This window comes from Kitasatospora sp. NPDC058478, from assembly GCF_042720345.1.
Lineage (GTDB): Bacteria > Actinomycetota > Actinomycetes > Streptomycetales > Streptomycetaceae > Kitasatospora.
This window is the reverse complement of sequence record NZ_JBHXML010000029.1, coordinates 75,443-98,549: the sequence shown is the minus strand read 5'-3', so window position 1 is coordinate 98,549 and position 23,107 is coordinate 75,443. Positions and strand designations below refer to the sequence as shown.

Sequence of the window (23,107 nt, the reverse complement as noted above, 5' to 3'; positions counted from 1 at the left end):
AGCGCCATCCCGGGTGCCACCCCGGAACCCCGGGTGCGACCCTGGCACCCCGGGTGGCGCTCCCGCCACTCCGGGCGCCGCCCTGGCACTCCCGCACCGTGACCGTGCCAATACGGAGGGTTGGTTCACATCCGCGTTACACGAGAGGAACAACCGGGAAACGGCGGCTTGCGACGCTACGCGGGCACCCACCACCCAGCAATGCGAGGTACACCGCCGTGGCAATCAAGGCCGAGTACATCTGGATCGACGGCACCAAGCCGACCGCGAAGCTCCGTTCCAAGACTCGGGTCCTGCCCAACGCGGACAAGATCCCGACCTGGGGTTTCGACGGCTCCTCGACCAACCAGGCGGAGGGCCACGCCTCGGACCGCGTGCTGGACCCGGTGAAGGTCGTGCCGGACCCGATCCGCGGCGGTGACAACATCCTGGTCCTGTGCGAGGTGCTGGAGACCGACGGCACCCCGCACGCGTCCAACACCCGTGCCCTGCTGCGCGAGGTCGACGAGAAGTACGCGGCCCAGGAGTCGATCTTCGGCATCGAGCAGGAGTACACCTTCTTCAAGGGCTCCCGCCCGCTCGGCTTCCCGGAGGGCGGCTTCCCGGCCCCGCAGGGCGGCTACTACTGCGGCATCGGCGCCGAGGAGGTCTTCGGTCGCGAGATCGTCGAGCTGCACCTGGACCGCTGCATCGACGCCGGCCTGGCGATCTGCGGCATCAACGCCGAGGTCATGCCCGGCCAGTGGGAGTTCCAGATCGGCCCGGTCTCCTCGCTGACCGTCTCGGACGACCTGTGGATCGCCCGCTACCTGCTGTACCGCACCGCCGAGGAGTTCGGCATCGACGCCACCCTGGACGCCAAGCCGGTCAGGGGCGACTGGAACGGCGCGGGCGCGCACACCAACTTCTCCACCAAGGCGATGCGCGAGGGCTACGACGCCATCATCACCGCCTGCGAGTCCCTCGGTGCCTCCCAGGACAAGGTGCTGGAGCACGTCAGCCAGTACGGCGACGACATCCAGTCCCGCCTGACCGGCAAGCACGAGACCGCCCCGTGGAACGTCTACAGCTACGGCGTCTCCAACCGCGGCGCCTCGGTCCGCATCCCGTGGCAGGTCGAGGTGGAGCAGAAGGGCTACATCGAGGACCGTCGCCCGAACGCCAACATCGACCCCTACGTCGTCACCCGCCTCATGATCAACACCTGCTGCGAGGCCCTGGAGAAGGCCGGCCAGGTCTGATCCGCCCCCGCTGCGCACCGGCCGCCGGTCCTCCCGTACAAGGGAGGGCCGGCGGCCGTCGTCGTCGGGCATAATCGCTCGCATGACCGCTTCCGCCCGCCGTGTCCTCGTGCGACGTCTGCACGTGGACCTGGTGCGGGTGTGCGCGGCCGCGTGTTGCCGGTGAGTGTCTCCGTCCTCATCCCGCAGGCAACCCGGCGTAGGAGTGTGTCCGTCCATGTCGCTCGTGTTCCACTGGTTCCTTCCCACCAACGGTGACAGTCGGCAGATCGTCGGGGGTGGGCACGGGTCCACACCGGGGGTGGCGGGCACGGACCGGCCGCCGAGCCTGGGGTACCTGGGGCAGGTCGCCCGCAGCGCCGAGCAGTTGGGGTTCGAGGGGGTGCTGACGCCGACCGGCGCGTGGTGCGAGGACGCCTGGCTGACGACGGCGATGCTGACGCAGGTGACGGAGCGGCTGAAGTACCTGGTGGCGTTCCGGCCCGGGCAGATCAGCCCGACGCTGGCCGCGCAGATGGCCGCGACGTACCAACGGCAGTCCGGCGGGCGGCTGTTGCTGAACGTGGTGACCGGCGGCGAGTCCGCCGAGCAGCGCGCCTACGGGGACTTCCTGGACAAGGACGCCCGGTACGCGCGGACCGGGGAGTTCCTGGACATCGTCCGGCGGCTGTGGGCGGGCGAGACGGTCGACCACCACGGGCCCCGTCTGCGGGTCGAGCGGGCCCGGTTGAACCGGCTGCCGGAGCCGGTGCCGACGGTGTACTTCGGCGGCTCGTCCCCGGCGGCCGGCGAGGTCGCGGCGCAGTCCGCGGACGTCTACCTGACCTGGGGCGAACCGCCCGCCCAGGTGCGGGAGAAGGTCCGCTGGATCCGCGAACTCGCCGCCGCCCGCGGGCGGGTGGTGCGGTTCGGGATCCGGCTGCACGTGATCACCCGGGACACCGCCGCGCAGGCCTGGGCGGAGACCGAGCGGCTGCTCGCCGGAATGGACCCGGGGCGCGTGCGCCAGACCCAGCGGGCGCTCGCCGAGAGCGAGTCGGAGGGCCAGCGGCGGATGCTCGCGCTGCACGGCGGCTCGGCCGAGCGGCTGGAGGTGTACCCGGGGCTGTGGGCCGGGATCGGCCTGCTGCGCGGCGGCGCCGGGACGGCCCTGGTGGGCAGCCACCGGGAGGTCGCGGACCTGGTCACCGAGTACCACGAGCTGGGGATCGACGAGTTCGTGCTGTCGGGCATGCCGCACCTGGAGGAGGCGTACTGGTTCGGCGAGGGCGTGCTGCCGCTGCTGGCCGCCCGCAACCTGTGGCACCGGCCGTGAACCCGCAAACCGCTGGTCAATCCGCCGGGGCGGCCGGAGAATTCACGGCATGACGCTGCCCCTGCTCCTCCTCGACGTGGACGGACCGCTCAACCCCTACGCCGCGCCGAAGACCCGGCGGCCGGAGGGGTACGACACCCACCGCCTGCTCCCGACCTGGTGGGCGGACCGGCAGGCGCGCTACTCCGGCGCGCGGGCGAAGCCGCTGCGGGTGTGGCTGAACCCGGCGCACGGGCCGGAACTGCTCGGCCTGCCCTACGAACTGGTGTGGGCCACCGGCTGGATGGGCGAGGCGAACACCCACATCGGCCCGAACCTCGGCCTGCCCGAACTCCCCTACATCCAGTGGACGGACCTGTTCGGGGAGGACCCGGACGGCCTGCACTGGAAGACCCGGGACGTGGTCGCCTGGGCGGACGGCCGCCCGTTCGTCTGGGTGGACGACGAACTCGGCCCGCAGGACACCGCCTGGATAGCCGCCCACCACCCCGCCCCGGCACTCACGTTCCACGTCAACCCCCGAATCGGCCTGCTGGCCGCCGACTTCGTGGCCCTGCGCGAATGGGCGGTCGCGGCATGAGGGTCGGGACGGTCGAACGGCTGCGGCGCTACCCGGTGAAGTCGCTGCTGGGGGAGGAGTTGGCGGCGGTCGGGGTGGACGGGCGCGGCCTGGAGCGGGACCGCGGCCGCGCCCTGCTCGACCTCGACACCGGGAAGGTCGCCAGCGCCAAGAACCCGCGGCTGTGGGCGGGCCTGCTCGGTTACACGGCGGCGACCACGGCGGGCGGCGTGGTGATCACCGGCCCGGACGGGCGGTGCGTGGACGAGGAGGAGCTGTCGGCGGCGCTCGGCCGCAAGGTCGCCCTGATCGCCGAGCGCCCGCCCGGGGCGACGATCGAGCGGGCCGTGCCGGAGGAGGTGCTGGCGCACGGCATCGAGGCCGAAGTCGACGTCACCGTCAACGAGTTGGGCCGGGCCGCGCCGGACGGCGGCTTCTTCGACTTCGCCCCGCTGCATCTGGTCACCACCTCGACGCTGGCCGCGACCGGCGCCGAGGCGGAGCGCTACCGCCCGAACCTGGTGATCCGCACCGAGGGTGAGGGGTACGTCGAGAACGCGTGGGTGGGGCGGGAGTTGGCGATCGGGCCGGTGCTGCGGCTGCGCATCGTGGTGCCCACGCCGCGCTGCGCCGTCCCGACCCTGCGGCACGGCCCGCTGCCCCGGAGCACGTCCGCCCTGCGCGTCCCGGCCGAGCGGAACCGCCTGGTCCCGCTGGAGGGCATGCCCGCGCTGCCCTGTGCGGGGGTGTACGCGCAGGTGCTGGTGCCCGGCCGGGTCGCGGTGGGGGATGCGATCAGGCTGGGCCGAGGCGGGGCAGGGAGGGAGGCGGTGGGGTGAGAACGGCGGCGAGGGCGTCCAGGAAGCGGTCGGTGGTGGCCTCGTCCCGGACGGCGATCCGCAGCCACTCCTCGCCCAGCCCCGGGAAGGTGTCCCCGCGCCGGACGGCGAAGCCGCGCCCGCGCAGCCGCTCCCGGACGGCCGCCGCGTCCGGCAGCCGTACCAGGACGAAGGACGCGGCCGGCTCGCCGTACACCCGAAGAGTCGGGAAGGCGGCCAAGCCCTTCAGCAAGTAGCTCCGCCACAGGGCCAGTTCGGCGGCGGCCTCCTCCGCCTCGGCCAGCGCGGCCGGGCCGCTGCACGCCTCGGCGGCGGCCAGCGCGGGGGTGGAGACCGGCCAGAGCGGCTGGGCGGCGCCGAGCGCGGCGATCAGCGGTGCGGGCCCGAGGACGTAGCCGATCCGCAGTCCGGCCAGGCCCCAGGTCTTGGTGAGGCTGCGCAGGACGACGACCTGGCCGGGCAGGTCCCGGGCCGGGGCGAGGGACTCGCGTTCGCCGGGCACGGTGTCCATGAACGCCTCGTCGACCACCAGGGTGCGTCCGGGGCGGGCGAGTGCGGCGACGGCGTCGGCGGGGTGCAGGACGGAGGTCGGGTTGGTGGGGTTGCCGAGGACGACCAGGTCGGCCTCCTCCGGGACGATCCCCAGCCGGAACCCGTCCTCGGGGGACAGCAGTACCCGGTGCACCTGGTGCCCGGCGTCCCGCAGCGCCGCCTCGGGTTCGGTGAACTGCGGGTGCACCACGACGATGTGACGCACCGTCAGAACCCGGGCCAGCAGGACGAAGGCCTCCGCCGCCCCCGAGGTGAGCAGCACCTCGTCGGCGGGCCGCCGGTGCCGGGCGGCCACCGCCGCGCGGGCGGCGCCCTGGTCGGGGTAGGCGGCGAGGTCGCCGAGGGTGGCCGCGAGCCGGTCGCGCAGCCAGGCCGGGGGTGTGCCGGTGCGGACGTTGACGGCGAGGTCGACCAGGCCGGACCCGTCGGCGCGCACCTCGGCGTCGCCGTGGTGGCGCAGGTCGGGTTCGGGGGCGGTCACGTGGGGTCTCCTTGCAGGTGGGCGGGTACATCGGGGGTGAGCGGGTGGAGCGGCAGCCCAGGGACGCGGTGGACGTCGTACGCGCCCGGCGGCACGCTCAGTGCCGTGCCGTCACCGAGGGCGACCAGCGCGACGGCGTGCCCGTGCGCGGCCAGGTCGACGGCCAGGTCAACACCCATGTCGACAGCCAGGTCAACAGCCAGGTCGACAGCCATGTCGACGGCCGCGCCGGTGGCCGCTCCGGCGCCGTCGTCCGTCGCGATCCGCCTGGTCCCGGGCCGCAGCAGCTCGGCGACCGCCTCGACCGCGCCCGGCGCGCCCACGACCGCCGACGCGCGCCGCAGTTCCGCCAGCGCGCGCGGCACCAGCAGGTCGTGCGCGCCCGGTCCGAGTCCGACGACGGCGAGGCGTCCGCGGACCGCCGCCCGGGCGATCGCGACCGTCGCCGCGGCGGACTTCCGTTTGGCGGCGACGAGCTCGCCACCGGGGGCGCTCGCCAGGGCGGCCGCCTCGGCGACGCTCGCGGTGCCGACGGCGGCGCCGACCAGGTCCGACGGGTTCGGCACGGCCACCGCGGCCAGGTCCGCCGCCGGGTGCTCGTCCACCGGCACCCCGCCGAGGCAGAACGCGGCCCAGCGCACCTCCGGGTGGTCCGCCTTGCCGGCCACCGTCGCCAGCCGGGCGATCGAGGCGCGGGCCAGGCCGTGTTCGGCCAGGGTGTCCGTGATCAGCCGCATCAGCTCGGAGTCCGTGGCGCCGCCGCCCGCGCCGACCCCGACGACCAGGGTGCGCGGGTGCACGAGGAGCACGTCCTCGCCGGGGTGGGTGCGGTCGGTGACCCGCAGGACGGGGGCGTCGGCGGGCGCGTCGGCTCGGGCGGAGGGCGGCAGGGCGGGCAGCGGGTACGCCAGGTCGCTCTCCAGCCGGACCGGCCGGCCCTCGGCGAGCGCCCGCGAGGCCGCCGAGCCGCGCGGCCCGCGGGTGTACGTCGACGCGTGACCGACCAGGTGCGCGAAGGGCCGGGCGGTGGCCGGGGGAGGGCTGCCGGTCAGGACGGCCCGGACGCCGAGCAGGGCGGCGAGTTCCTCGGCCAGTTCGTCGGCGCCGCTGTCGCGGCCGGTCAGCGGGACGGCGTAGCGCAGGTTCAGGTCCAGGCTGACCAGGCCGGGCCCGCCCGGGCGCAGGTGCGAGCCGTCGATCAGCAGTTGCGCGGTGGCCGCGACCGGCGCGAGGCAGACCACCAGGTCGTTGCGGCCGAGGGCGTAGTCCAGGGCCTCGGTCGGACCGAAGCAGGCACTGGCCACCGCGGTGTGGATGCGGGTGGTCTCCGGCCAGGCGGCGTGGATCTCGTCGGCCAGTAGGCGGCCCGTCCCGTTGAGGGCGACCAGTCCGATCACGTCCCGCTCCTTCACCCAAAGCCCCGCGAGCCCCGCGAGCCCGGTGATCCCCGCACACGAGCATCCGTGATCCCGCCACAAGGGCCCCCGTGATCCCACCACGCCCGGTCGGAACGGGTCAATCGGGGCGGCTGTGGCGTGGACCGCCGACGGGCGGCAGCTGTTCGCCTGTTCTTCACTTGTCTTGTGCGGTACACGACACGGCGCGATCCTACTGTTCTCGGCGCTCCAACCAGGCAGCCCCGACGCACGGAGGACCCGATGGCCTTCGCACGACTCCGCACCCCCGGAACCACGTCCCCCCGCCGCCCCTTCCGCCGCCCGCTCCGCCGGCCCCTCACCGCCCTCGCCGCCGGGCTCGGCCTCGTCGGCGGCTCGCTCGGCCTGTGGGCCGCCGGCGGCAGCGCGGCCGCCGACACCGCCGGCGGGCTGCCCTCGCCCGACCACGTGATCGTCGTGGTGATGGAGAACCACGCCTACTCGCAGGTCATCGGCAGCAGCTCCAGCGCGCCGTACATCAACAACACGCTGGTCGCCGGCGGCGCCACGCTCACCCAGTCCTTCGCGCTCACCCACCCCAGCCAGCCCAACTACTACATGCTGTTCTCCGGCAGCGCGCAGGGCGTCACCGACGACAGCTGCGTCGACGTCGGCGCCCTCCAGCAGCCCAACCTTGGCTCCGAACTGCTCGCCGCCGGCCAGACCTGGGCCAGCTACAACGAGGGCCTGCCCGCCCAGGGCGCCACCGACTGCCGCGTCGACAACTACGCGCAGAAGCACAACCCGTGGTTCGGCTTCGGCAACGTGCCCGCCTCCAGCGCCTACGGCATGGACGCCTTCCCGACCGACTACACCACCCTGCCCAAGGTCTCCTTCGTCATCCCGGACCTGTGCAACGACATGCACGACTGTTCCGTCGGCACCGGTGACACCTGGCTGCAGACCAACCTCGCCGCCTACGCCACCTGGGCCAAGAGCCACAACAGCCTGCTCGTGGTCACCTTCGACGAGGACAACCGCCTCGCCGGCAACCGCATCCCGACCGTCGTCTACGGCGCCCACGTCACCCCCGGCAGCAGCACCGGCACCACCTACAACCACTACAACGTGCTGCGCACCCTGGAGGACCTCGCCGGGCTGACCGCCCACGCGGGCAACGCCGCCAACGCCACCGACATCACCGGCATCTGGAACTGACGCCCGTGTACGTCGCGGACTCCCGCAGCTCCAAGGCCCCCGCCGCCCCGGCCTCCGCAACGGAGCCGCCGGGGCGGCGCGGCGCCGCCCTGCGCGCCGTACCCGGGACGGTGCTCGCCCTCGGCGCCGTCAGCCTGGTCACCGACATCTCCTCCGAGATGGTCACCGCCGTCCTGCCGCTCTACCTGCTCACCGGCCTCGGCCTCTCCCCGCTCGGCTTCGGGCTGCTGGACGGCATCCAGAACGGGTTCAGCGCGCTCGTCCGCCTCGCCGGGGGCCACCTCGCCGACCGCCGCGGCCGCGACGGCGCCGCCCGCCACAAGACCGTCGCGGCCGTCGGCTACGGCCTGTCCGCGCTCTGCAAACCGCTGCTGCTGCTCGTCCACACCGTGCCGCTGATCGGCGCCGTGATCGCCGTCGACCGCACCGGCAAGGGCCTGCGCACCGCACCCCGGGACGCGATGATCTCGCTCTCCACCGAACCCGCCCACCGCGGACGGGCGTTCGGCGTGCACCGGGCGATGGACACCGCCGGCGCCCTGCTCGGCCCGCTCACCGCCTTCCTCGTGCTGCGCCTGGCGGGCGGGCCGATGCTCGCCGACGGCGGCGAACGGCACGGCTACAACGCGGTGTTCACGGTCAGCGCGTGCGTCGCCGCCCTCGGCGTGCTGGTCCTGCTGCTGTTCGTGCCGAACCGACCGTCGACCGACGATCCGTCAACTGCCGTTCCCTCGGTGCGCGACAGCCTCACCCTGCTGCGGCTTCCCGGGCTGCGACGGCTCACGCTCTGCGCCGTCCTGCTCGGACTCACCACCGTCAGCGACTCCTTCCTCTACCTCCTCGTCCAGCGCCGGCTCGGCCTCTCCGTCGACCTGTTCCCGCTGCTGCCGCTCGGCACCGCCGCTGCCTTCCTGCTGCTCGCCGTCCCGCTCGGCGCCCTCGCCGACCGGATCGGCCGCCGCCGGCTCTTCCTCGGCGGGCACGTGCTGCTGCTGCTCGCGTACGGGCTGCTGCTCTCACCGGCCGGCGGCCCGGCGGTGGCCGTCTGCGTCCTCGTGCTGCACGGCGCCTTCTACGCGGCCACCGACGGCGTGCTCGCCGCCGCCGCGGCCGACACCGTCCCGGCCGGGCAGCGCGGTGCCGGGCTCGCCCTGGTCGGCACCGGGCAGGCGCTCGCCCGGTTCGCCTGCTCGCTGCTGTTCGGCGCGCTGTGGAGCGCGGTCGGCGGCACCGGCGCGCTGGGCTGGTCGGCGGGGGCGCTCGCGCTCTGCGTGCTCGGCGCGGCCGCCGTCCTGCGTGAACCCGCCGCCACCACCGTCGAGGAGAGCCCGTGAACCGACTCCAGAACCGGACCAGGGTGATCATCCTCCTGGTCGCCGTCCTGCTGCTCGGCGCCGTCGGCACCGGGGCCGTCCTCCACGCCGCCGACCGCACCGCCCGGCGCGACCAGGCCCAGCCCGGCGGCCCCGCCGTCACCGAGGGCGCCGTCACCCTGCAAAAGCCCTCCGAGGGGCGGAAGCTGGTCTTCCGCAACATGGCCTGGGGCCCGCACCGCGACGAACTCACCGCCGTCCCCGCCGACCGCCCGGACGGCCCGCGCACCGCCTCCGGCGTCCAGTGCCTGCGCTTCTACGCCGCCGCCGGCACCGGCATCTGCCTCCAGGCCCAGCACGGCGCCCTGGAGGACACCTACCGCGCCGTCGTCCTCGACGACCACCTGCGCGAACGGCGCTCCTACCCGGCGGCCGGCATCCCCACCCGCTCCCGGGTCTCCCCGTCCGGGCACCTCGCCGCCTGGACGGTCTTCGTCAGCGGCGACTCCTACGCGGGCACCGACTTCTCCACCCGCACCTCCATCGTCGACGTCCGCGACTGGAACCTCCGGGACAACCTGGAGACCTTCGACGTGATCAAGGACGGCCACCCCTACCAGGCCCACGACATCAACATCTGGGGCGTGACCTTCGCCGACGACAACACCTTCTACGCGACCCTCGCCACCGGCGGACACACCCACCTCGTCCGCGGCGACCTCGCCGCCCACACCCTCACCACCCTGCACGAGAACGTCGAGTGCCCCTCGCTCTCCCCGGACGGCACCCGCATCGCCTACAAGAAGCGCGTCCCCGGCCTGTCCCCCGACGCCCCCTGGCGCCTGTACGTCCTCGACCTCGCCACCATGACCGAGACCGCCACCGCCGAACAGCGCAACATCGACGACCAGGCCGTCTGGTCGGACACCGGCACCCTCCTCTACGCTCTGCCCGGCGACTACGGCGCCGACCTGTGGACCGTCCCCGCCGACGGCGGTGGCGCCCCCCGGCGGGTCACCCAGGCCGCGGTCGCCCCCGCCTACCTGGGCTGAGGAACTCTCGGCTACGGTCCCTCGTCGAGCACAATGACGTCCTGATCGAACGGGGGAACGACAAACGTGGACGGCATCCCGCCCGAGCGCGCGGTCACCGACTCCTGGCCGGCCCTGCACGGCCGACCCGTCCTGCGGCGCACCGTCGCCGTCGGACTGGTCCTCTGCGTGTCCGTCGCGGCCGCCCTCGTGGTGCGCGGCGTCAACTCGCTCACCGCCGGCCGCGTCGGCCGCGAGACCGACCGCGACCGCGCCGAACTCCTCGCCGGCCTCCACCCCTCCCAGCACCCCGGCGTCGGCCGCTCCTACGTCCCCGTCGGTGCCATCTACACCCACACCCCCGACGGCGCCCCCATCGCCTACCTGCACTACCGCGTCGCGGGCAAGGACGTCGGCCTCGGCGACTTCCTGCGCGCCTACGACCTCCCGGCCCCCGGCCCCACCGCCCCCCTCCCCGCCGACCTCACCGCCGCCCTCGGCGGCGACGGCCCGGCCGAGGCCCCCGAACTCCCCCCGGACCCTGAGCCCACCCCCACCCCGTCACCCACCCCCGACGCCACCACCGCAGACCCGGCACCCCCGGCACCCGCAGCACCCCCCGGCCTCCAGGCCGCCGACCCCGACGCCGAACCCGACCCCGACCCCGACCCCGACGCCGACCCCACCCCGGACCTCGACGACGACACCCCCGAGCCCACCCCCTCCGTCACCCTCCCCCCGACCCCAACCCCCACCCCTTCCCTCACCCCCACCCCGCCCCCCACCCACCCCCAGACCACCCGCCGCATCTACGTCGCCACCATCCCCGGCGCCGCCCCCGGCGCCGCCGACATCTACATCCGCGCCACCGGCTGAGGGTGCGCCACGGCACCGCAGCTCAGGCCACGTCCCGGTCGATGGTGAACGCCATGACGCTCCCCGGCTGGAGCGGGAAGGGCAACTGGATCAGCCCCGCCGTGTTGTTGAACGGAGCGGGGAAGGTGGCCCGGACACTGGCGCCGTGGGCCGCCCCGAGCGCGCTGATCTCCGAGGCGTTCACGCTCAGGCGGGTAGGTTTGAGAGCAGGGTCGATGGTGAGCCGGTACTCGGCATCGGTGACGTGGCGGAACACCTGAGCCTGGATGCGGACCCGGCGATCGTTGCCCACGAACTTGCGTGCCGTGATGCTCAGCTCGACGAGATGGCCCACGGTGACCTGGGCGTCGCGGGGTACCGAGAAGTGGTCGATCCGGGCTCGCCCGCCGGCGACGGTCTCATGTGTCGAGGGCCTGCGTTCCAGGTCCCGGTTGTCCACCCGGACCGCTCCGATGGTGAAGACCTCGGGATCGTCCGGGTCCAGGTTGTCGTCGATCATCCACCGGAGCAGGCACTCCGGCCCGGTGAATCCGTCCAGGCCGGCATCGTCGTTGGAGGCGAGACAGGCGATGGTCACCGTTTTGGGGAGGACGTCGATCCGGTAGGAGATCCGGAAGCTCTGGTAGAGGTAGTCGGGGTGGGCGTCGCCTGCCGGCGCAGGTGAGAGCAGGCAGTCGTAGCGGTAGGCGGACAGCGCGCCGGAGAACAGCGGATCGCGTACCGGGCCGAGGACGTCCTGCATGCCGCGAAGGACAGCGCTGTCCACCTGCTCCGTGGTCTCCCGCACGGTGAGGGATCCGATGGCCAGAGTCACGGCCGCGGCCGAGACGAAGGCGCCGCCGATGAGGCTGAGAACGGTGGCGACGACCTGCTGGTGGGTCAGCAGCGCGGCCGCCACCACACACGCCAGTCCCGTGGTGAGGGCGAGGATGTTGACGAGCGCCAGGATCTTGCGCAGTTGTCGCTCTCGAGACACGGCCATGCGGCACCCCCGTGGGCGACGTCAGAGCGCCGCACCGTCTGCGATGATCCGGACGATCCGCTCGGAGACTTCCCCGATCTCCTGCGCCGTACGAACGTTATCGGACTGATTGTTCGTCAGGAACACCATGGCGATGGGGGTGGCCGGGTGGAGGACGATGCCCGCATCGTTGACGATGCCGCGCAGGCTGCCGGTCTTGTGCCGCACCGGGACATCGTCGTCCAGCCGGGACGGAATCCTGTCGTTCCTCAAGTAGTTGACCAGGTACCGGCGGATCGGCTCCAGATGCGGCGCCCGGTCGATGTGCTCGACCAGCCGCAGCATGTCCTCGGCGGTGGTGGTGTTGGCGCGTCCGAGGGGGCCGAGTTCACGCTCGGAGAACCCTGCCGGGAAGAGGGTCGCGTGCAGCCCGAGTGTCTTGATCGTGGAGTCGATCCGGTCCTGCCCCAGCACCGCGCGAAGGTGCTCGGCGGCTGGATTGTCACTGGTCACCAGGGTGAAACCGCACAACTCCCGTACGGTGACGGTCGAATCAGGGTCGAGGGCCTGGAGCACGCTCGGGTACATGGTGCCGGGAAGGGATCCAATGCGAACCCGGGCGTCCAGGTCGACTTCGCCGCGCTCGGCCCACTCGAAGAGCGCGACCCCCAGGATCATCTTCGCCAGGCTCGCGGCGGGCAGCACGAGGTCCGCATGGTGGGCGACGGTGAGCTGCGGGTTGCCGAGTGTCTTGACCAGGACGCTGCGCACGCCCGCGTCGGCCCCCTGGGTGAACGCCTCGATCTGTGCGGCGATCGCAGTGCGCACGCCGTCGGAATCGACCATCAGGCCATCCCATTCCTTTCGCGCCAGTTGGTTCAGGCTAACCGTCGTCTACCCGCCTGGGGGCGTCACACGCCACGCGCGAAGGTCGAACCGGAGTGGCCGGCAGTGCAGTTGGTGGGAGTGCGCTGGCCGCTGACGAGCCGGGCCCCGCCGGTGGGGACCGGCGGGGCTGCGGTGTGTTGCTGTGTTGGTGGGGGCGGGGGTGGGGTCAGGCGGGTAGGCCGGGGACGGTGGTGATGGTGACGGGGTGGCCCATGGTGGTGATGCGCCAGGTGGCGAGGGCCTGGTAGGCGGGGGAGTGGTACCAGCCGTCGGCGTCGGCCGCGGTGGGGAATTCGAGGATGGCGGTCTTGGTGTAGGCGGTCTCGCCTTCCAGGCGGGCCGGGGTGTCGAAGGCGAGCAGGCGGCCCTGGTAGGGCTCCATGGTGGCGCCGACGTTGGCGAGGTAGTGGCCGAGGGCGGCGTCCGGGGTGTGGTCGGTGCGGGTGATGAGGACGTAGTGCATGGTGGGTTCCTTGTCCGGGCGGTCGGTGGTCAGCGGGTGGCCGGGGCGAGCGTGGGGGCGTCGGGGACGGTGGCGGTGTCGGTGTCGGTGTCGGGAGTGGGCTTTCGGGTGGGGGCCTGGCCGGCGAGCATGGCGCCGAGGGCGAGCAGCAGGCCGAGGAGTTGCCAGCGGGTGAGGGTCTGGCCGAGGACGACGAGGCCGCCCACGGTCGCGACGACCGGGTTGATCAGGCCGAGGAAGGAGGCCGGTCCGGCGCCGAGGCGGTCGATGCCGCGGAACCAGAGGACGTAGCCGAGCGCGGTGCTGAACAGCCCGAGGTAGGCGAACCCGGCGAGGTTGGCGCCGCTGAGTGCGGGCGGCGCGCCTTCGACGACGGCCGCGAGCGGGACGAGGAACAGTGATCCGGCGAGTAGCTGCCAGGCCGTCAGGTCGAGCAGGGTGGCCCCTTCCGGGCGGCCCCAGCGGCGGGTGAGGACGGTGCCCGTGGCCATCAGTGCGATCGCACCGACCATGGCGGCGATCCCGGTGGCGTCCAGTCGTGCGCCGCTCTTCAGTACCAGCAGGGCGACGCCGCCGACGCCGGCGAGCCCTGCGAGCAGTGCCCGCCGTCCGGGCCGTACGCCGAGGACGCCGATCGAGAGGCCGGTCACGAGCAGCGGCTGGATCGCGCCGATGGTGGCGGCGACGCCGCCGGGCAGGCGGTAGGCGCCGACGAAGGTGAGCGGGAAGAACAGCCCGATGTTGAGCATCCCGAGCGCGGCTGCGCGCCCCCACCAGCGCCCCTTGGGCAGTTTGCGGCCGATGAGCAGGAGGAGCAGTCCGGCCGGGAGGGCCCGGAGGGCGGCGAGCAGCAGTGGACGGCCTTCGGGTAGGAGCTGTGTGGTGACCAGGTAGGTCGTGCCCCAGGCCGCCGGGGCGAGTGCCGCCGTGACGGCCACTCCTGCGCGTGTTCCACCCATGGCATCCCCCTCAACGTTGATTATCTGAACGTTGAGATAATTAGTACGCCTCTGGGTGAGTGAACGTCAAGTATGTGAATGTTAAGATAGTTACCCGCAGTCCAGCCGTGAGCCCCGGCCCCGAGCCCCGGCAGGCGGCAACCGAGGAGGCGTCAGGCCATGCAGCAGCGCGACACCGTCGACGAGATCGTCGAGCAGTGGACCAGGACCCGCCCCGACCTGAACACCGAGGCCATCGGCCTGATCGGCCGGCTGCGACGCCTCAACGTCCGCGTCGACGGCGCCCTGCGCGAGCACTTCGGCTCCTGCGGCCTGGACTCCTCCGAGTTCGACGTCCTGGCCACCCTGCGCCGCTCCGGCGAACCCTACGAGCTCAACGCCCGCGCCCTCCTCAAGGCCGCCATGGTCACCTCCGGCGCCATCACCAACCGGGTCGACCGTCTCTCCGCCAAAGGCCTGGTCGAGCGCAACCCCAGCCCCGACGACCGCCGCGCCGTGCTGGTCCGCCTCACCCCGGCCGGCAAGGACCTCATCGACGCGGCGTTGGCCGGCCACGTCCGCAACGAGGAGCACATCCTCGCGGGCCTCGACGCCGACGAGCGCGCCCAACTCGACACCCTGCTGCGCAAGCTCCTCATCGCGCACGGCGACACCGAGCCCCTGCTGGGCTGAGCGCGCCCCGGCGTCTGTGCCTGAACCGCCGCGCGGCCCGGCGCTTCGGCGTACGTTGGGGGGCCGGGGCGGCCCCGCGGTGACGGTCGGTCCGGGCGTGCGCGGGCGGCGGCAGCGGCAGGTGGCCGTAGTGGTCGGGCAGTTCGCGTGTCCATGGCCTCCCCGGTGGCGTTAACCCGGCGGGAACCGCACCGGAGGAGGAGCCCATGAAGGACAAGACCCCCAGGGACATCGCCGTCGACGACCAGCTGCGGGCGGCAGGGGCGGAGGGGGCCCAGTGGCTCAGTGCCGCCGGGTGGGGGCCGCCGGTGACGGTCCCGGTGCAGAAGGCTGCCAGGTGGCAGCAGGAGACCAGGGCCCGGATGCTGGCGGCGCAGGTGGACGAGTCCTGCACGTGGTGCGTCCATCTGCTCGACGGCGGCCCCCAGCCCGTGGTCGTCCACGCCGAGCACCCGACCCACCTGCTCTGCCGCGCCTGCTCCATCGCCGCCCGCCCCCGCCGCGCCTGCCTGGACTGTGGCGGGCCGGCCGCCTCCGCCTCCCCGGCGGACGGCCGCGAGGACATCTTCATGGGCCCGGTGGCGATCTACACCCGCCTCCGCTGCGCCACCTGCCACCGCCCCGACCGCCCCGACCCCCTGACCGGCACCTTCGGCAACGGCCCGTCCTGAGACGGGCAGGGCGCGGCCGGGCGGCCCGTGCGATTGACTTCGGAACGTATTCCGAACTAGCGTCGAGCCATGTCGACTCTCACCGTGTCGTTCTCCGATCTTTCGAAGAACTCCAAGCGCGTCGCGGACAGTGTGGAGCGAGTCCAGCGCGTGCACGTCACGCGTCGCGACGGGGAGGACCTGTACCTCACCACCGAGCGTCACGACCGTCAGCGCGAGCAGACCGCGGATGTCGCCGCTCGCCTGTTCGCCGCGTTGATCAGCAGCGATGAGGGCACGCAGGCGGTGCTCCTGGCCCTCCCCGCCGTCTTCCCCTGGGTCCGGCACCTGTCGGCCGATGAGGTGCGTGAGTTCGTCGTCGACCTCGTGGACGCGACGCGCGATGCCGTGGACCTGGACGTGCACGCCAATCTGCACCGGGTGATAGTCGAGTGGCGCGCCACCGCGAGAGTGCTGGCGGACCCGGAGCTGGCGGCAGAGCTCGCCAGGCCCCTGCCCGGCGACGATCACGGCGAGGTGATCGAGCCGTGAGCCCGAAGCGCGGTGATGATGTGCCGCCCCCGCCCGTCGGGGCGGAGTGGCGGCTGCGATTCGGTACGACGGAGGCTGCCAAGGGGTGGGGAGAGCTGTGTGCGGAGGCGGCCGGGAACGCCCGCCGCTGTTTCGAGGCGCTCCGGGTGAACCCCCTGTCCACGGGGGATCCGGATCGGCAGCACCGGCTGCGGGGCCGGCTGGCCGCCCGCGTGTTCGGGGGCTGGGAGTACGAGGTGACCGCCGGCGGCCGGGTGCGGTACGTGGTGGACGAGGCGGCCCGCGTCGTCCACCTCGTCTATGCCTCGCCCAGGCACCCGAAGGACACCGAGGCGTAGCGGACAGGCGTCCGGCCCTCAGGCCCTGCCGACGCAGGGGCGGGTGGCCCGCCGAGGGGGGTCACGGTGACGCGGGCTTGCCGGGGGTTGTCTGGTGGGCGGCTGCGGCGGAGGCGAAGGAGGTGGCCAGGGACGGGGCTCCGGCCCAGTGCAGGTGCAGGTAGGAGGCGTGGACGTGGCTGCCCGCGAAGCCCTCGGTGCGGGGGCCGGTGGGCAGGCGCCAGCCCCAGGCGGGGTGTTCGCCCGCGCCCGGTTCGCAGACCGTGCGGTGGAACTCGTGGCCGCGCACCCGGGTGCCGGTCCGGGCGAGCGGGGAGTCGTGCAGGGCGACGGCCTCCCGGTAGCCGAGGGTGAGCCGTTCGGTCATCCGGGCGCCGGTGTCCAGCACGCCGCACATCGGCAGGCCGTCCAACTCGCGCCCCAGGTAGAGCAGTCCGGCGCATTCGGCGGCGATCGGGCCGCCGCCGGCGGCGAACGCCGCGATGGCCCCGCGCAGTGCCGTGTTGCCGCTCAGCTCCCGGACGTACAGTTCGGGGAAGCCGCCGCCGATCACCAGGCCGGCCGTGCCGTCGGGCAGTGCCGAGGCGTGCAGCGGGTCGAAGGGGACGACCTCGGCGCCTGCGGCGGTGAGGAGTTCGGCGTTCTCGGCGTACGAGAAGGAGAACGCGGCGCCGCCCGCGACCGCGATCCGCGGCGTGCCGGCCACCGGATCGACCTCGGCCGACGGGCTCCACGGTTCGGCGGTCAACTCCGGTGCCGTCCAGGCGAGTTCGAGTAGGGCGTCCAAGTCGACCGAGGCGGCGACGAGTTCACCCATGTCGGCGACGGCGCGCAGGGCCTCCGCCGAGCGCTCCACGGCCGGGATCAGCCCGAGGTGGCGCGACGGCGTGGCGACGGTCGTGGAGCGGCGCAGCGCGCCCAGCACGGGCACGCCCGAGCCCTCCTCCAGGGCCTCGCGCAGGAGTTGCTCGTGCCGGTCGGAGGCGACCCGGTTGAGGATCACCCCGGCGAGGCGCACCTCCGGGTCCCAGGAGGCGAAGCCGTGCACCAGCGCGGCCACCGACCGGGACTGCGAGGAGCCGTCCACCACCAGTACCACGGGCGCCCGCAGCAGCTTGGCGACGTGCGCGGTGGAGGCCAGCTCCCCCCGCCCGGAGGCCCCGTCGAACAGGCCCATGACCCCCTCGACCACCGCGACGTCCGCTCCCGCCGCGCCGTGCAGGAAGAGCGGGGCGATCCGCTCCGGGCCGCACATGAAGGCGTCCAGGTTGCGGCCCGGGCGCCCGGCGGCGAGCGCGTGGTAGCCCGGGTCGATGTAGTCGGGGCCGACCTTGTGCGGGGACACCGCCAGTCCGCGCGCGGCGAGCGCCGCGATCAGGCCGGTGGCGACGGTGGTCTTGCCGGCGCCCGAGGAGGGCGCGGCGACGACGAGGCGGGGGATGGCGGCCAACGGCCTGCCGGCAGTGCTCAACGGTCTACCACTCGATACCGCGCTGGCCCTTGCGGCCGGCGTCCATGGGGTGCTTGACCTTGGTCATCTCGGTGACCAGGTCGGCGAATTCGGTCAGCGGTTCGGGCGCGTACCGGCCGGTGATGACGACGTGCTGGCTGCCCGGGCGGTCCTTGAGCACCGACACGACCTCCTGCGGGTCGACCCAGCCCCAGTGCATGGGGTAGGTGAACTCGTCCAGCACGTAGAAGCGGTAGGTCTCGGCCGCCAGGTCGCGCTTGACCTGCTCCCAGCCCTCCTTGGCGGCCGCCTCGCTGTCCATCTCCATCTCGCTGGAGCGCTGGATCCACGACCAGCCGGAGCCCATCTTGTGCCAGTCGACCGTGCCGCCCTCGCCGGAGGCGCCGAGCACACGCAGCGCGTTCTCCTCGCCGACCTTCCACTTGGCGGACTTCACGAACTGGAACACCCCGACGGGCCAGCCCTGGTTCCAGGCCCGCAGCGCCATGCCGAACGCGGCCGTGGACTTGCCCTTGCCGGGGCCGGTGTGCACGGCGGTGATCGGCTGTGTGCGGCGCTGACGGGTCGTCAGGCCGTCGTCGGGGACGCTCTCGGGGACACCCTTGGGCATGTCGGCTCAGGCCGCCTTTCGCATGGTGGTGGCACGGTTCTCACGACGGTTCTCCTGCCGGCTGTCACGCCGGCCGTCGTGGCGGTTCTCGCGGACGAGCGAGGCGACGCCCTCGGGGCGCAGCTCGTCCAGACTGACGGCGGTGCCGCCGAGCAGTCCGGCCAGGGTGCGGGCGAGGCCGAGCCGGACGGGGCCGGACTCGCAGTCCAGCACCACGCTGGCGGTGCCCTGCGCGGCGAACAGTCCGGCCGCGCGCTGCGACCGGGCGAGCGCGTCCCGCCCGCCGGTGGCCCGGCCGTCCGTCACCACGACCAGCAGCGGGCGGCGGCTCGGGTCGCGCAGCCGCTCCACCCGCAGCACCTCGTGCGCGCGCAGCAGGCCGGCGGCCAGCGGGGTGCGGCCGCCGGTGGGCAGCGACTCCAGCCGGGCCGCGCCGACCTCCACGGACGAGGTCGGCGGCAGCGCCAGTTCGGCGTCCGCGCCCCGGAAGGTGATCATGCCGATCTTGTCGCGCCGCTGGTAGGCGTCCATCAGCAGGGACAGCACGGCGCCCTTGACGGCGGTCATCCGCTGCCGGGCGGCCATCGAGCCGGAGGCGTCGACGACGAACAGCACCAGGTTGGACTCCCGCCCCTGGCGGACCTGTTCGCGGAAGTCGTCCTTGCGCAGCACCAGCGCCCGGCCGGCCCGCCCGCGTGCCGCCTGGTGCGGCGCGGCGGCCTGCAAGGTGGCGGTCAGGTGCAGGCGGCTGAGCGTGCCCTGGGGGCGCCGGGCGCGCACGGTGTGCCCGCCGGTGGTCTCGGCGGGGGAGCGGCGGCCCTGGGCGCCGTGGCCGGTGCCCTGCACGGTGAACAGCTTGGTCCGGTACGGGTCGCCGGCCGCGACCGGTGCCGACTCCCGGGCGGGGGCGGGGTGTTGGGCCGGTACGGGCTGCTGGAGCGGCTCGTCCGGCTCGGCGGCCGATGCCTGCGGGCCGGAGGTGGGCTCGGGGGCTCCGCCGCCGTCCGGGCCGCCGCCGGGGCCGCCGTCCGGGCCGGGACCGTCGTCCTCGGGGCCGTCGCCCTCGCCGTCCCCGTCGCCCTCGGTCTCTCCTGAGCCCCCGAGCTCCCCGGACCCCTCGGGCTCCGAGGGCTCGGAGGGCTCCGATGGCTGCGCGGGCTCCTCCGGCTGCGCGTGCTCCTCCAGCGTCCGGTCGAGCTGCTCCTCGTCCAGCCCCGGCGCGTCGAAGGGGTTGCGGCGGCGCCGGTGCGGCAGCGCCAGCTGGGCGGCCTTGCGGACGTCCTCCTCCAGCACCTCGGTCCGCCCGTCCCAGGCGGCGAGCGCGACGGCGGTGCGGGCCATCACGATGTCGGCGCGCAGCCCGTCCACCTCGAACGCGGCGCACACGGCGGTGATCTGACGTAGCGCCACATCCGTCAGCTCCACCTTGGGCAGCAACTCCCGGGCGGCGGTGATGCGTTCGGCGAGCGCCTGCTCGTCCGCGGCGAACCGTGCGGCGAAGCCGGCCGGGTCGGCGTCGTAGCCGAGCCGGCGGCGGACCACCTCGGCGCGCTCGGCCGGGTCCCGGGTGGCGGCGATCTCGACGGTCAGGCCGAACCGGTCGAGCAGCTGCGGCCGCAGCTCGCCCTCCTCGGGGTTCATCGTGCCGACCAGCAGGAAGCGGGCGGCGTGCCGCACCGACACGCCCTCGCGCTCGACGTACGAGCGGCCCATCGCGGCGGCGTCCAGCAGCAGGTCCACGACGTGGTCCTGGAGCAGGTTCACCTCGTCGATGTAGAGCACGCCGCGGTGCGCCTTGGCGAGCAGCCCCGGCTCGTACGCCTTGACGCCTTCGGCGAGCGCCCGTTCCAGGTCGAGCGAGCCGACGATCCGGTCCTCGGCCACGCCGACCGGCAACTCGACCAGCTGGGCGGGGCGTTCGGACGCCGAGGGGCGGTCGTGCGGCCCGTCCGGGCACTGCGGGTCCGGCGCGGACGGGTCGCAGGCGAACCGGCAGCCGTCGACGGCCGCGAGGGTCGGCAGCAGGCCGGCCAGCGCGCGCACCATGGTCGACTTCGCGGTGCCCTTCTCGCCGCGCACCAGCACGCCGCCCACGGCCGGCGAGACCGCGTTGAGCAGCAGGCCGAGCCGCAGGTCGGGCATGCCGACGATCGCGGTGAACGGATAGCGGACGTCACTCATGCATACTCCCCAGGTGCCCCGGGCGCCAGGAACGGCAGCGATCCGGCCGCCGGCACCCCGCCCTCGATCAGCTTCCACAGCGCGTCGGTGTCCGCGTGCTCCTCGATCAGGTCGCCCAGCCGGTCCAGCCGGGCCTCGCGCGCCTCGGCGAACGAGGTGTCCGGCGCCGGCACGAACGCCCGGCCCGCCAACGCGGCGACCTCGCGCAGGAGTTCACGACGGAAGCCGTCGTTCTCCAGCGCGCCGTGCCAGGTCGTGCCCCACACCGGGCCGACCCGGCAGCCGTCCAGGCCGTGCCCGTCGTCATCGGAGAAGAACGGCTCGCCCCCCTCCACGGCCACCACCCCGTGGTGGATCTCGTACCCCTCGACCCGCTGCCCGTACGCCGTGCCGACCGGCCGCGCCAGCACCTTCTCGGCGCCGAACCGCACGTGCGTCGGCAGCAGGCCCAGGCCCTCGACCGAGCCGGCCCCGGACTCCACCTCGTCCTCGATCCCGCGCGCCAGCATCTGGTAGCCGCCGCACACCCCGAGGACCGGCAGCCCGGCCGCCGCCCGCGCCTTCAGCGCCGGCTCCAGGCCGCGTTCGCGCAGCCAGGCCAGGTCGGCCACGGTGGCCCGGGTGCCGGGCAGCACCACCAGGTCGGCGTCGGCCAGTTCCTCCGGCCGGGTCACCCAGCGCACCAGCACGCCGGGCTCCTGCGCCAGGGCGTCCAGGTCGGTGAAGTTCGACAGCCGGGGGAAGCGCACCACGGCCACCCGCAGCACGTCCGCCCCGAGCGGGCCGCGGCCGTCGACCCGGTCCACCACCGTGGACAGGTCCAGCGAGTCCTCGGCGTCCAGCCACAGGCCCGGCAGCATCGGCAGGGTGCCCAGCACCGGACGGCCGGTCAGCCCGTGCAGCATCTCCAGGCCGGGCGCCAGCAGCCGCGCGTCGCCGCGGAACTTGTTGACGAACCAGCCCGCCACGTGCCGCTGGTCCTGCGCCGACAGCAGCGCCAGCGTCCCGTACATCGCCGCGAAGACGCCGCCGCGGTCGATGTCCCCGACCACCACCACCGGCAGCCCGGCGGCCGTCGCCAGGCCCATGTTGGCGATGTCCCGGTCCCGCAGGTTGATCTCGGCGGGCGAGCCGGCGCCCTCGCAGACCACCACCTCGTAGCGGCGGCGCAGATCCGCCAGGCACTCCAGCGACCGTTCCAGCAGGACGGGCTTGCGCTCGCGGTAGTCCAGCGCGCCCACCTCGGCGACCGGCCGGCCCAGCAGCACCACCTGGCTGCGGCCGTCCGCGCCCGGCTTCAGCAGCACCGGGTTCATCGCCGCCTCCGGCTCCACCCGGGCCGCCTGCGCCTGCATCGCCTGCGCCCGGCCGATCTCGGCGCCGTCGGCGGTGACGAAGGAGTTCAGCGACATGTTCTGCGCCTTGAACGGCGCGACCCGCACCCCCTGCCGAGCCAGCCAGCGGCAGATGCCCGCGGTCACCACGCTCTTGCCCGCGTCCGAGGTCGTCCCGGCGACCAGCAGTGCGTTGCTCATGCCCTTCCCCTCCACCGTGTCATCAGCAAGCGCAGCGCGACGTGCCCCGCGACCGTCGTACCCAGGGCCAGCGCGCCCACCCGCCGGGAGAGCACGCAGGCCCGCTCGATGTCGTCCACCGTCACCGGGCGCAACTCCGCGCCCAGCACCGGCCGGTGCTCCACCCGCTCCCCGTACTGGAGGGTCCCGCCCAGCCGGACGCCCACCGCGCCCGCGAAGGCCGCCTCCGCCTGGCCCGCGTTCGGGCTCGGGTGCGCCGAGCCGTCCCGCCGCCAGACCCGCCAGGCCGTTTTCGGCTGCGGCGCGGCGGCCACCGTGAGCAGCGCCGTCAGCCGGGCGCCCGGCCAGCCCGCCACGTCGTCGAGCCGGGCCGAGGCCCAGCCGAACCGGGCGTACCGCGGCGAGCGGTGGCCGACCATCGCGTCCAGCGTGTTCACCGCGCGGAACGCCAGCAGCCCCGGCGTGCCCGCCAGCGTGCCCCAGACCAGCGCGTTCACCACGGCGTCCGCCGTGTTCTCGGCCACCGACTCGACCACCGCGCGGGCGATCTGCGGCCCGTCCAGCGCGCTCGGATCCCGCCCGCACAGGTGCGGCAGCCGTTCCCGCGCGGCCGTCAGGTCGCCCGTGGCCAGCGACCGGCCGATGGTGCGCGCCTCCCGGGTCAGCGAGGTGCCGCCCAGCACCGTCCAGGTCGCGGCGGCCGCCAGCGCGGCCCGGCCCAGCGGACGCCGGCCCACCGTACGGTCCAGGGCCACCGCGCCGGCCGCGACCGCGCCCACGCACAGCGCCGTGTACCCGGCGCCGGCCACCCGGTCGTCCTGCCACACCCGCCGCTCCAGCCGGGTCGCCGCGCCGCCGAAGACGGCCACCGGGTGGCCGCGCCGGGGGTCGGCGAAGCGGGCGTCCGCGGCGAAGCCCGCGGCGGCGCCGAGCGCGAACGCGGCGGCGCGGGTCAGCGGGCGCACGGCGGGTTCGGCGGAAGGCCGCGTCGGGTCCGGCGGGTCGGGGCAGCCTGCATCGCGTGCG

Annotated in this window: 23 protein-coding genes; 12 read left to right on the top strand and 11 right to left on the bottom strand. The window is 74.1% G+C overall.

The window, feature by feature from the left end; all coding sequences use genetic code 11:
* Positions 1–218: 218 nt before the first annotated feature.
* The 4 genes from glnII (at position 219) to ACFWPT_RS18255 (ending at position 3,954) form a co-directional block, all read left to right on the top strand.
* Complete coding sequence (gene glnII / locus ACFWPT_RS18270) at positions 219–1,241, top strand: glutamine synthetase (RefSeq protein WP_063349568.1); 1,023 nt, start codon at positions 219–221, stop codon at positions 1,239–1,241.
* Positions 1,242–1,458: 217 nt separating this feature from the next.
* A complete protein-coding gene (locus ACFWPT_RS18265) occupies positions 1,459–2,556 on the top strand; it encodes an LLM class flavin-dependent oxidoreductase (RefSeq protein ID WP_380482737.1) in 1,098 nt (365 codons plus the stop codon).
* A 49-nt stretch (positions 2,557–2,605) separates the two neighbouring features.
* Positions 2,606–3,136, top strand: coding sequence for a hypothetical protein (locus ACFWPT_RS18260; RefSeq protein WP_380336171.1), 531 nt, complete (start codon positions 2,606–2,608; stop codon positions 3,134–3,136).
* Positions 3,133–3,954 carry an MOSC domain-containing protein gene (locus ACFWPT_RS18255; protein ID WP_380482735.1) on the top strand — a complete coding sequence of 274 codons (822 nt, stop codon included), beginning with the start codon at positions 3,133–3,135 and terminating at the stop codon, positions 3,952–3,954. The genes ACFWPT_RS18260 and ACFWPT_RS18255 overlap by 4 nt, the downstream gene beginning before the upstream one ends.
* On the opposite strand, the gene cobC is transcribed toward ACFWPT_RS18255, so the two are convergent.
* A complete protein-coding gene (cobC, locus tag ACFWPT_RS18250) occupies positions 3,911–4,987 on the bottom strand; it encodes an Rv2231c family pyridoxal phosphate-dependent protein CobC (protein ID WP_380482733.1) in 1,077 nt (358 codons plus the stop codon). The genes ACFWPT_RS18255 and cobC overlap by 44 nt on opposite strands.
* Positions 4,984–6,384: a cobalamin biosynthesis protein gene (locus ACFWPT_RS18245; RefSeq protein WP_380482731.1), complete on the bottom strand. Its 1,401-nt coding sequence runs from the start codon at positions 6,382–6,384 to the stop codon at positions 4,984–4,986. Before ACFWPT_RS18245 ends, cobC begins: the two co-directional genes overlap by 4 nt.
* Before the next feature lie 261 nt (positions 6,385–6,645).
* On the opposite strand from ACFWPT_RS18245, the gene ACFWPT_RS18240 reads away from it, so the two are divergent.
* From ACFWPT_RS18240 to ACFWPT_RS18225, 4 genes are all read left to right on the top strand, one after another.
* Complete coding sequence (locus ACFWPT_RS18240; RefSeq protein ID WP_380482729.1) at positions 6,646–7,581, top strand: alkaline phosphatase family protein; 936 nt, start codon at positions 6,646–6,648, stop codon at positions 7,579–7,581.
* A gap of 5 nt (positions 7,582–7,586) precedes the next feature.
* Positions 7,587–8,915: an MFS transporter gene (locus ACFWPT_RS18235; RefSeq protein ID WP_380482727.1), complete on the top strand. Its 1,329-nt coding sequence runs from the start codon at positions 7,587–7,589 to the stop codon at positions 8,913–8,915.
* Positions 8,912–9,946 carry a hypothetical protein gene (locus tag ACFWPT_RS18230; protein WP_063349576.1) on the top strand — a complete coding sequence of 345 codons (1,035 nt, stop codon included), beginning with the start codon at positions 8,912–8,914 and terminating at the stop codon, positions 9,944–9,946. Before ACFWPT_RS18235 ends, ACFWPT_RS18230 begins: the two co-directional genes overlap by 4 nt.
* Before the next feature lie 66 nt (positions 9,947–10,012).
* Positions 10,013–10,801, top strand: coding sequence for a hypothetical protein (locus tag ACFWPT_RS18225; protein WP_380482725.1), 789 nt, complete (start codon positions 10,013–10,015; stop codon positions 10,799–10,801).
* Positions 10,802–10,823: 22 nt separating this feature from the next.
* Here the strand turns inward: ACFWPT_RS18225 and ACFWPT_RS18220 are convergent, their stop codons facing one another.
* The 4 genes from ACFWPT_RS18220 to ACFWPT_RS18205 all read right to left on the bottom strand — a co-directional run bounded on the left by ACFWPT_RS18220 (position 10,824) and on the right by ACFWPT_RS18205 (position 14,072).
* A complete protein-coding gene (locus ACFWPT_RS18220) occupies positions 10,824–11,783 on the bottom strand; it encodes a hypothetical protein (protein WP_380379939.1) in 960 nt (319 codons plus the stop codon).
* Between the two features lie 21 nt (positions 11,784–11,804).
* Positions 11,805–12,608 carry a serine hydrolase gene (locus ACFWPT_RS18215; protein WP_380482723.1) on the bottom strand — a complete coding sequence of 268 codons (804 nt, stop codon included), beginning with the start codon at positions 12,606–12,608 and terminating at the stop codon, positions 11,805–11,807.
* 208 nt (positions 12,609–12,816) lie between these two features.
* Positions 12,817–13,113, bottom strand: coding sequence for a DUF1330 domain-containing protein (locus ACFWPT_RS18210; RefSeq protein ID WP_380336192.1), 297 nt, complete (start codon positions 13,111–13,113; stop codon positions 12,817–12,819).
* Positions 13,114–13,142: 29 nt separating this feature from the next.
* Complete coding sequence (locus tag ACFWPT_RS18205; RefSeq protein WP_380379944.1) at positions 13,143–14,072, bottom strand: EamA family transporter; 930 nt, start codon at positions 14,070–14,072, stop codon at positions 13,143–13,145.
* A 159-nt stretch (positions 14,073–14,231) separates the two neighbouring features.
* On the opposite strand from ACFWPT_RS18205, the gene ACFWPT_RS18200 reads away from it, so the two are divergent.
* From ACFWPT_RS18200 to ACFWPT_RS18185, 4 genes are all read left to right on the top strand, one after another.
* Positions 14,232–14,744 (top strand): MarR family winged helix-turn-helix transcriptional regulator, encoded by a 513-nt coding sequence (locus ACFWPT_RS18200; RefSeq protein WP_380482721.1) that lies wholly within the window; start codon positions 14,232–14,234, stop codon positions 14,742–14,744.
* A gap of 206 nt (positions 14,745–14,950) precedes the next feature.
* Positions 14,951–15,415, top strand: coding sequence for a hypothetical protein (locus tag ACFWPT_RS18195; protein WP_380482719.1), 465 nt, complete (start codon positions 14,951–14,953; stop codon positions 15,413–15,415).
* 69 nt (positions 15,416–15,484) lie between these two features.
* Complete coding sequence (locus ACFWPT_RS18190; protein ID WP_380425527.1) at positions 15,485–15,946, top strand: prevent-host-death family protein; 462 nt, start codon at positions 15,485–15,487, stop codon at positions 15,944–15,946.
* Entirely contained in the window at positions 15,943–16,284 is a 342-nt protein-coding gene (locus ACFWPT_RS18185; RefSeq protein WP_380482716.1) for a type II toxin-antitoxin system RelE/ParE family toxin, read from the top strand. Before ACFWPT_RS18190 ends, ACFWPT_RS18185 begins: the two co-directional genes overlap by 4 nt.
* Before the next feature lie 61 nt (positions 16,285–16,345).
* Here the strand turns inward: ACFWPT_RS18185 and ACFWPT_RS18180 are convergent, their stop codons facing one another.
* Genes ACFWPT_RS18180 through ACFWPT_RS18160 form a run of 5 tightly spaced genes read right to left on the bottom strand, consistent with a single transcriptional unit; the run spans position 16,346 to position 23,046 of the window.
* Positions 16,346–17,755 carry a cobyrinate a,c-diamide synthase gene (locus ACFWPT_RS18180; RefSeq protein ID WP_380482714.1) on the bottom strand — a complete coding sequence of 470 codons (1,410 nt, stop codon included), beginning with the start codon at positions 17,753–17,755 and terminating at the stop codon, positions 16,346–16,348.
* A gap of 4 nt (positions 17,756–17,759) precedes the next feature.
* Positions 17,760–18,365, bottom strand: coding sequence for a cob(I)yrinic acid a,c-diamide adenosyltransferase (cobO, locus tag ACFWPT_RS18175; protein WP_380425523.1), 606 nt, complete (start codon positions 18,363–18,365; stop codon positions 17,760–17,762).
* A gap of 6 nt (positions 18,366–18,371) precedes the next feature.
* Positions 18,372–20,546, bottom strand: coding sequence for a putative cobaltochelatase (locus ACFWPT_RS18170; protein ID WP_380482712.1), 2,175 nt, complete (start codon positions 20,544–20,546; stop codon positions 18,372–18,374).
* Positions 20,543–22,081, bottom strand: coding sequence for a cobyric acid synthase (locus ACFWPT_RS18165; RefSeq protein ID WP_380482710.1), 1,539 nt, complete (start codon positions 22,079–22,081; stop codon positions 20,543–20,545). Before ACFWPT_RS18165 ends, ACFWPT_RS18170 begins: the two co-directional genes overlap by 4 nt.
* Positions 22,078–23,046, bottom strand: a complete 969-nt coding sequence (locus ACFWPT_RS18160; protein ID WP_380482708.1) for a cobalamin biosynthesis protein — start codon at positions 23,044–23,046, stop codon at positions 22,078–22,080. The genes ACFWPT_RS18165 and ACFWPT_RS18160 overlap by 4 nt, the downstream gene beginning before the upstream one ends.
* Positions 23,047–23,107 lie beyond the last annotated feature (61 nt).

Excerpts from the sequence above, each read along its gene's own strand:
- cobO (WP_380425523.1), bottom strand. The coding sequence starts at position 18,365 with ATGCCCAAGGGTGTCCCCGAGAGCGTCCCCGACGACGGCCTGACGACC.
- ACFWPT_RS18215 (WP_380482723.1), bottom strand. The coding sequence starts at position 12,608 with ATGGTCGATTCCGACGGCGTGCGCACTGCGATCGCCGCACAGATCGAG.
- ACFWPT_RS18165 (WP_380482710.1), bottom strand. The coding sequence starts at position 22,081 with ATGAGCAACGCACTGCTGGTCGCCGGGACGACCTCGGACGCGGGCAAG.
- ACFWPT_RS18255 (WP_380482735.1), top strand. The coding sequence starts at position 3,133 with ATGAGGGTCGGGACGGTCGAACGGCTGCGGCGCTACCCGGTGAAGTCG.
- ACFWPT_RS18265 (WP_380482737.1), top strand. The coding sequence starts at position 1,459 with ATGTCGCTCGTGTTCCACTGGTTCCTTCCCACCAACGGTGACAGTCGG.
- ACFWPT_RS18205 (WP_380379944.1), bottom strand. The coding sequence starts at position 14,072 with ATGGGTGGAACACGCGCAGGAGTGGCCGTCACGGCGGCACTCGCCCCG.
- ACFWPT_RS18200 (WP_380482721.1), top strand. The coding sequence starts at position 14,232 with ATGCAGCAGCGCGACACCGTCGACGAGATCGTCGAGCAGTGGACCAGG.
- ACFWPT_RS18190 (WP_380425527.1), top strand. The coding sequence starts at position 15,485 with ATGTCGACTCTCACCGTGTCGTTCTCCGATCTTTCGAAGAACTCCAAG.
- ACFWPT_RS18210 (WP_380336192.1), bottom strand. The coding sequence starts at position 13,113 with ATGCACTACGTCCTCATCACCCGCACCGACCACACCCCGGACGCCGCC.
- ACFWPT_RS18240 (WP_380482729.1), top strand. The coding sequence starts at position 6,646 with ATGGCCTTCGCACGACTCCGCACCCCCGGAACCACGTCCCCCCGCCGC.
- ACFWPT_RS18260 (WP_380336171.1), top strand. The coding sequence starts at position 2,606 with ATGACGCTGCCCCTGCTCCTCCTCGACGTGGACGGACCGCTCAACCCC.
- ACFWPT_RS18170 (WP_380482712.1), bottom strand. The coding sequence starts at position 20,546 with ATGAGTGACGTCCGCTATCCGTTCACCGCGATCGTCGGCATGCCCGAC.
- ACFWPT_RS18195 (WP_380482719.1), top strand. The coding sequence starts at position 14,951 with ATGAAGGACAAGACCCCCAGGGACATCGCCGTCGACGACCAGCTGCGG.
- ACFWPT_RS18220 (WP_380379939.1), bottom strand. The coding sequence starts at position 11,783 with ATGGCCGTGTCTCGAGAGCGACAACTGCGCAAGATCCTGGCGCTCGTC.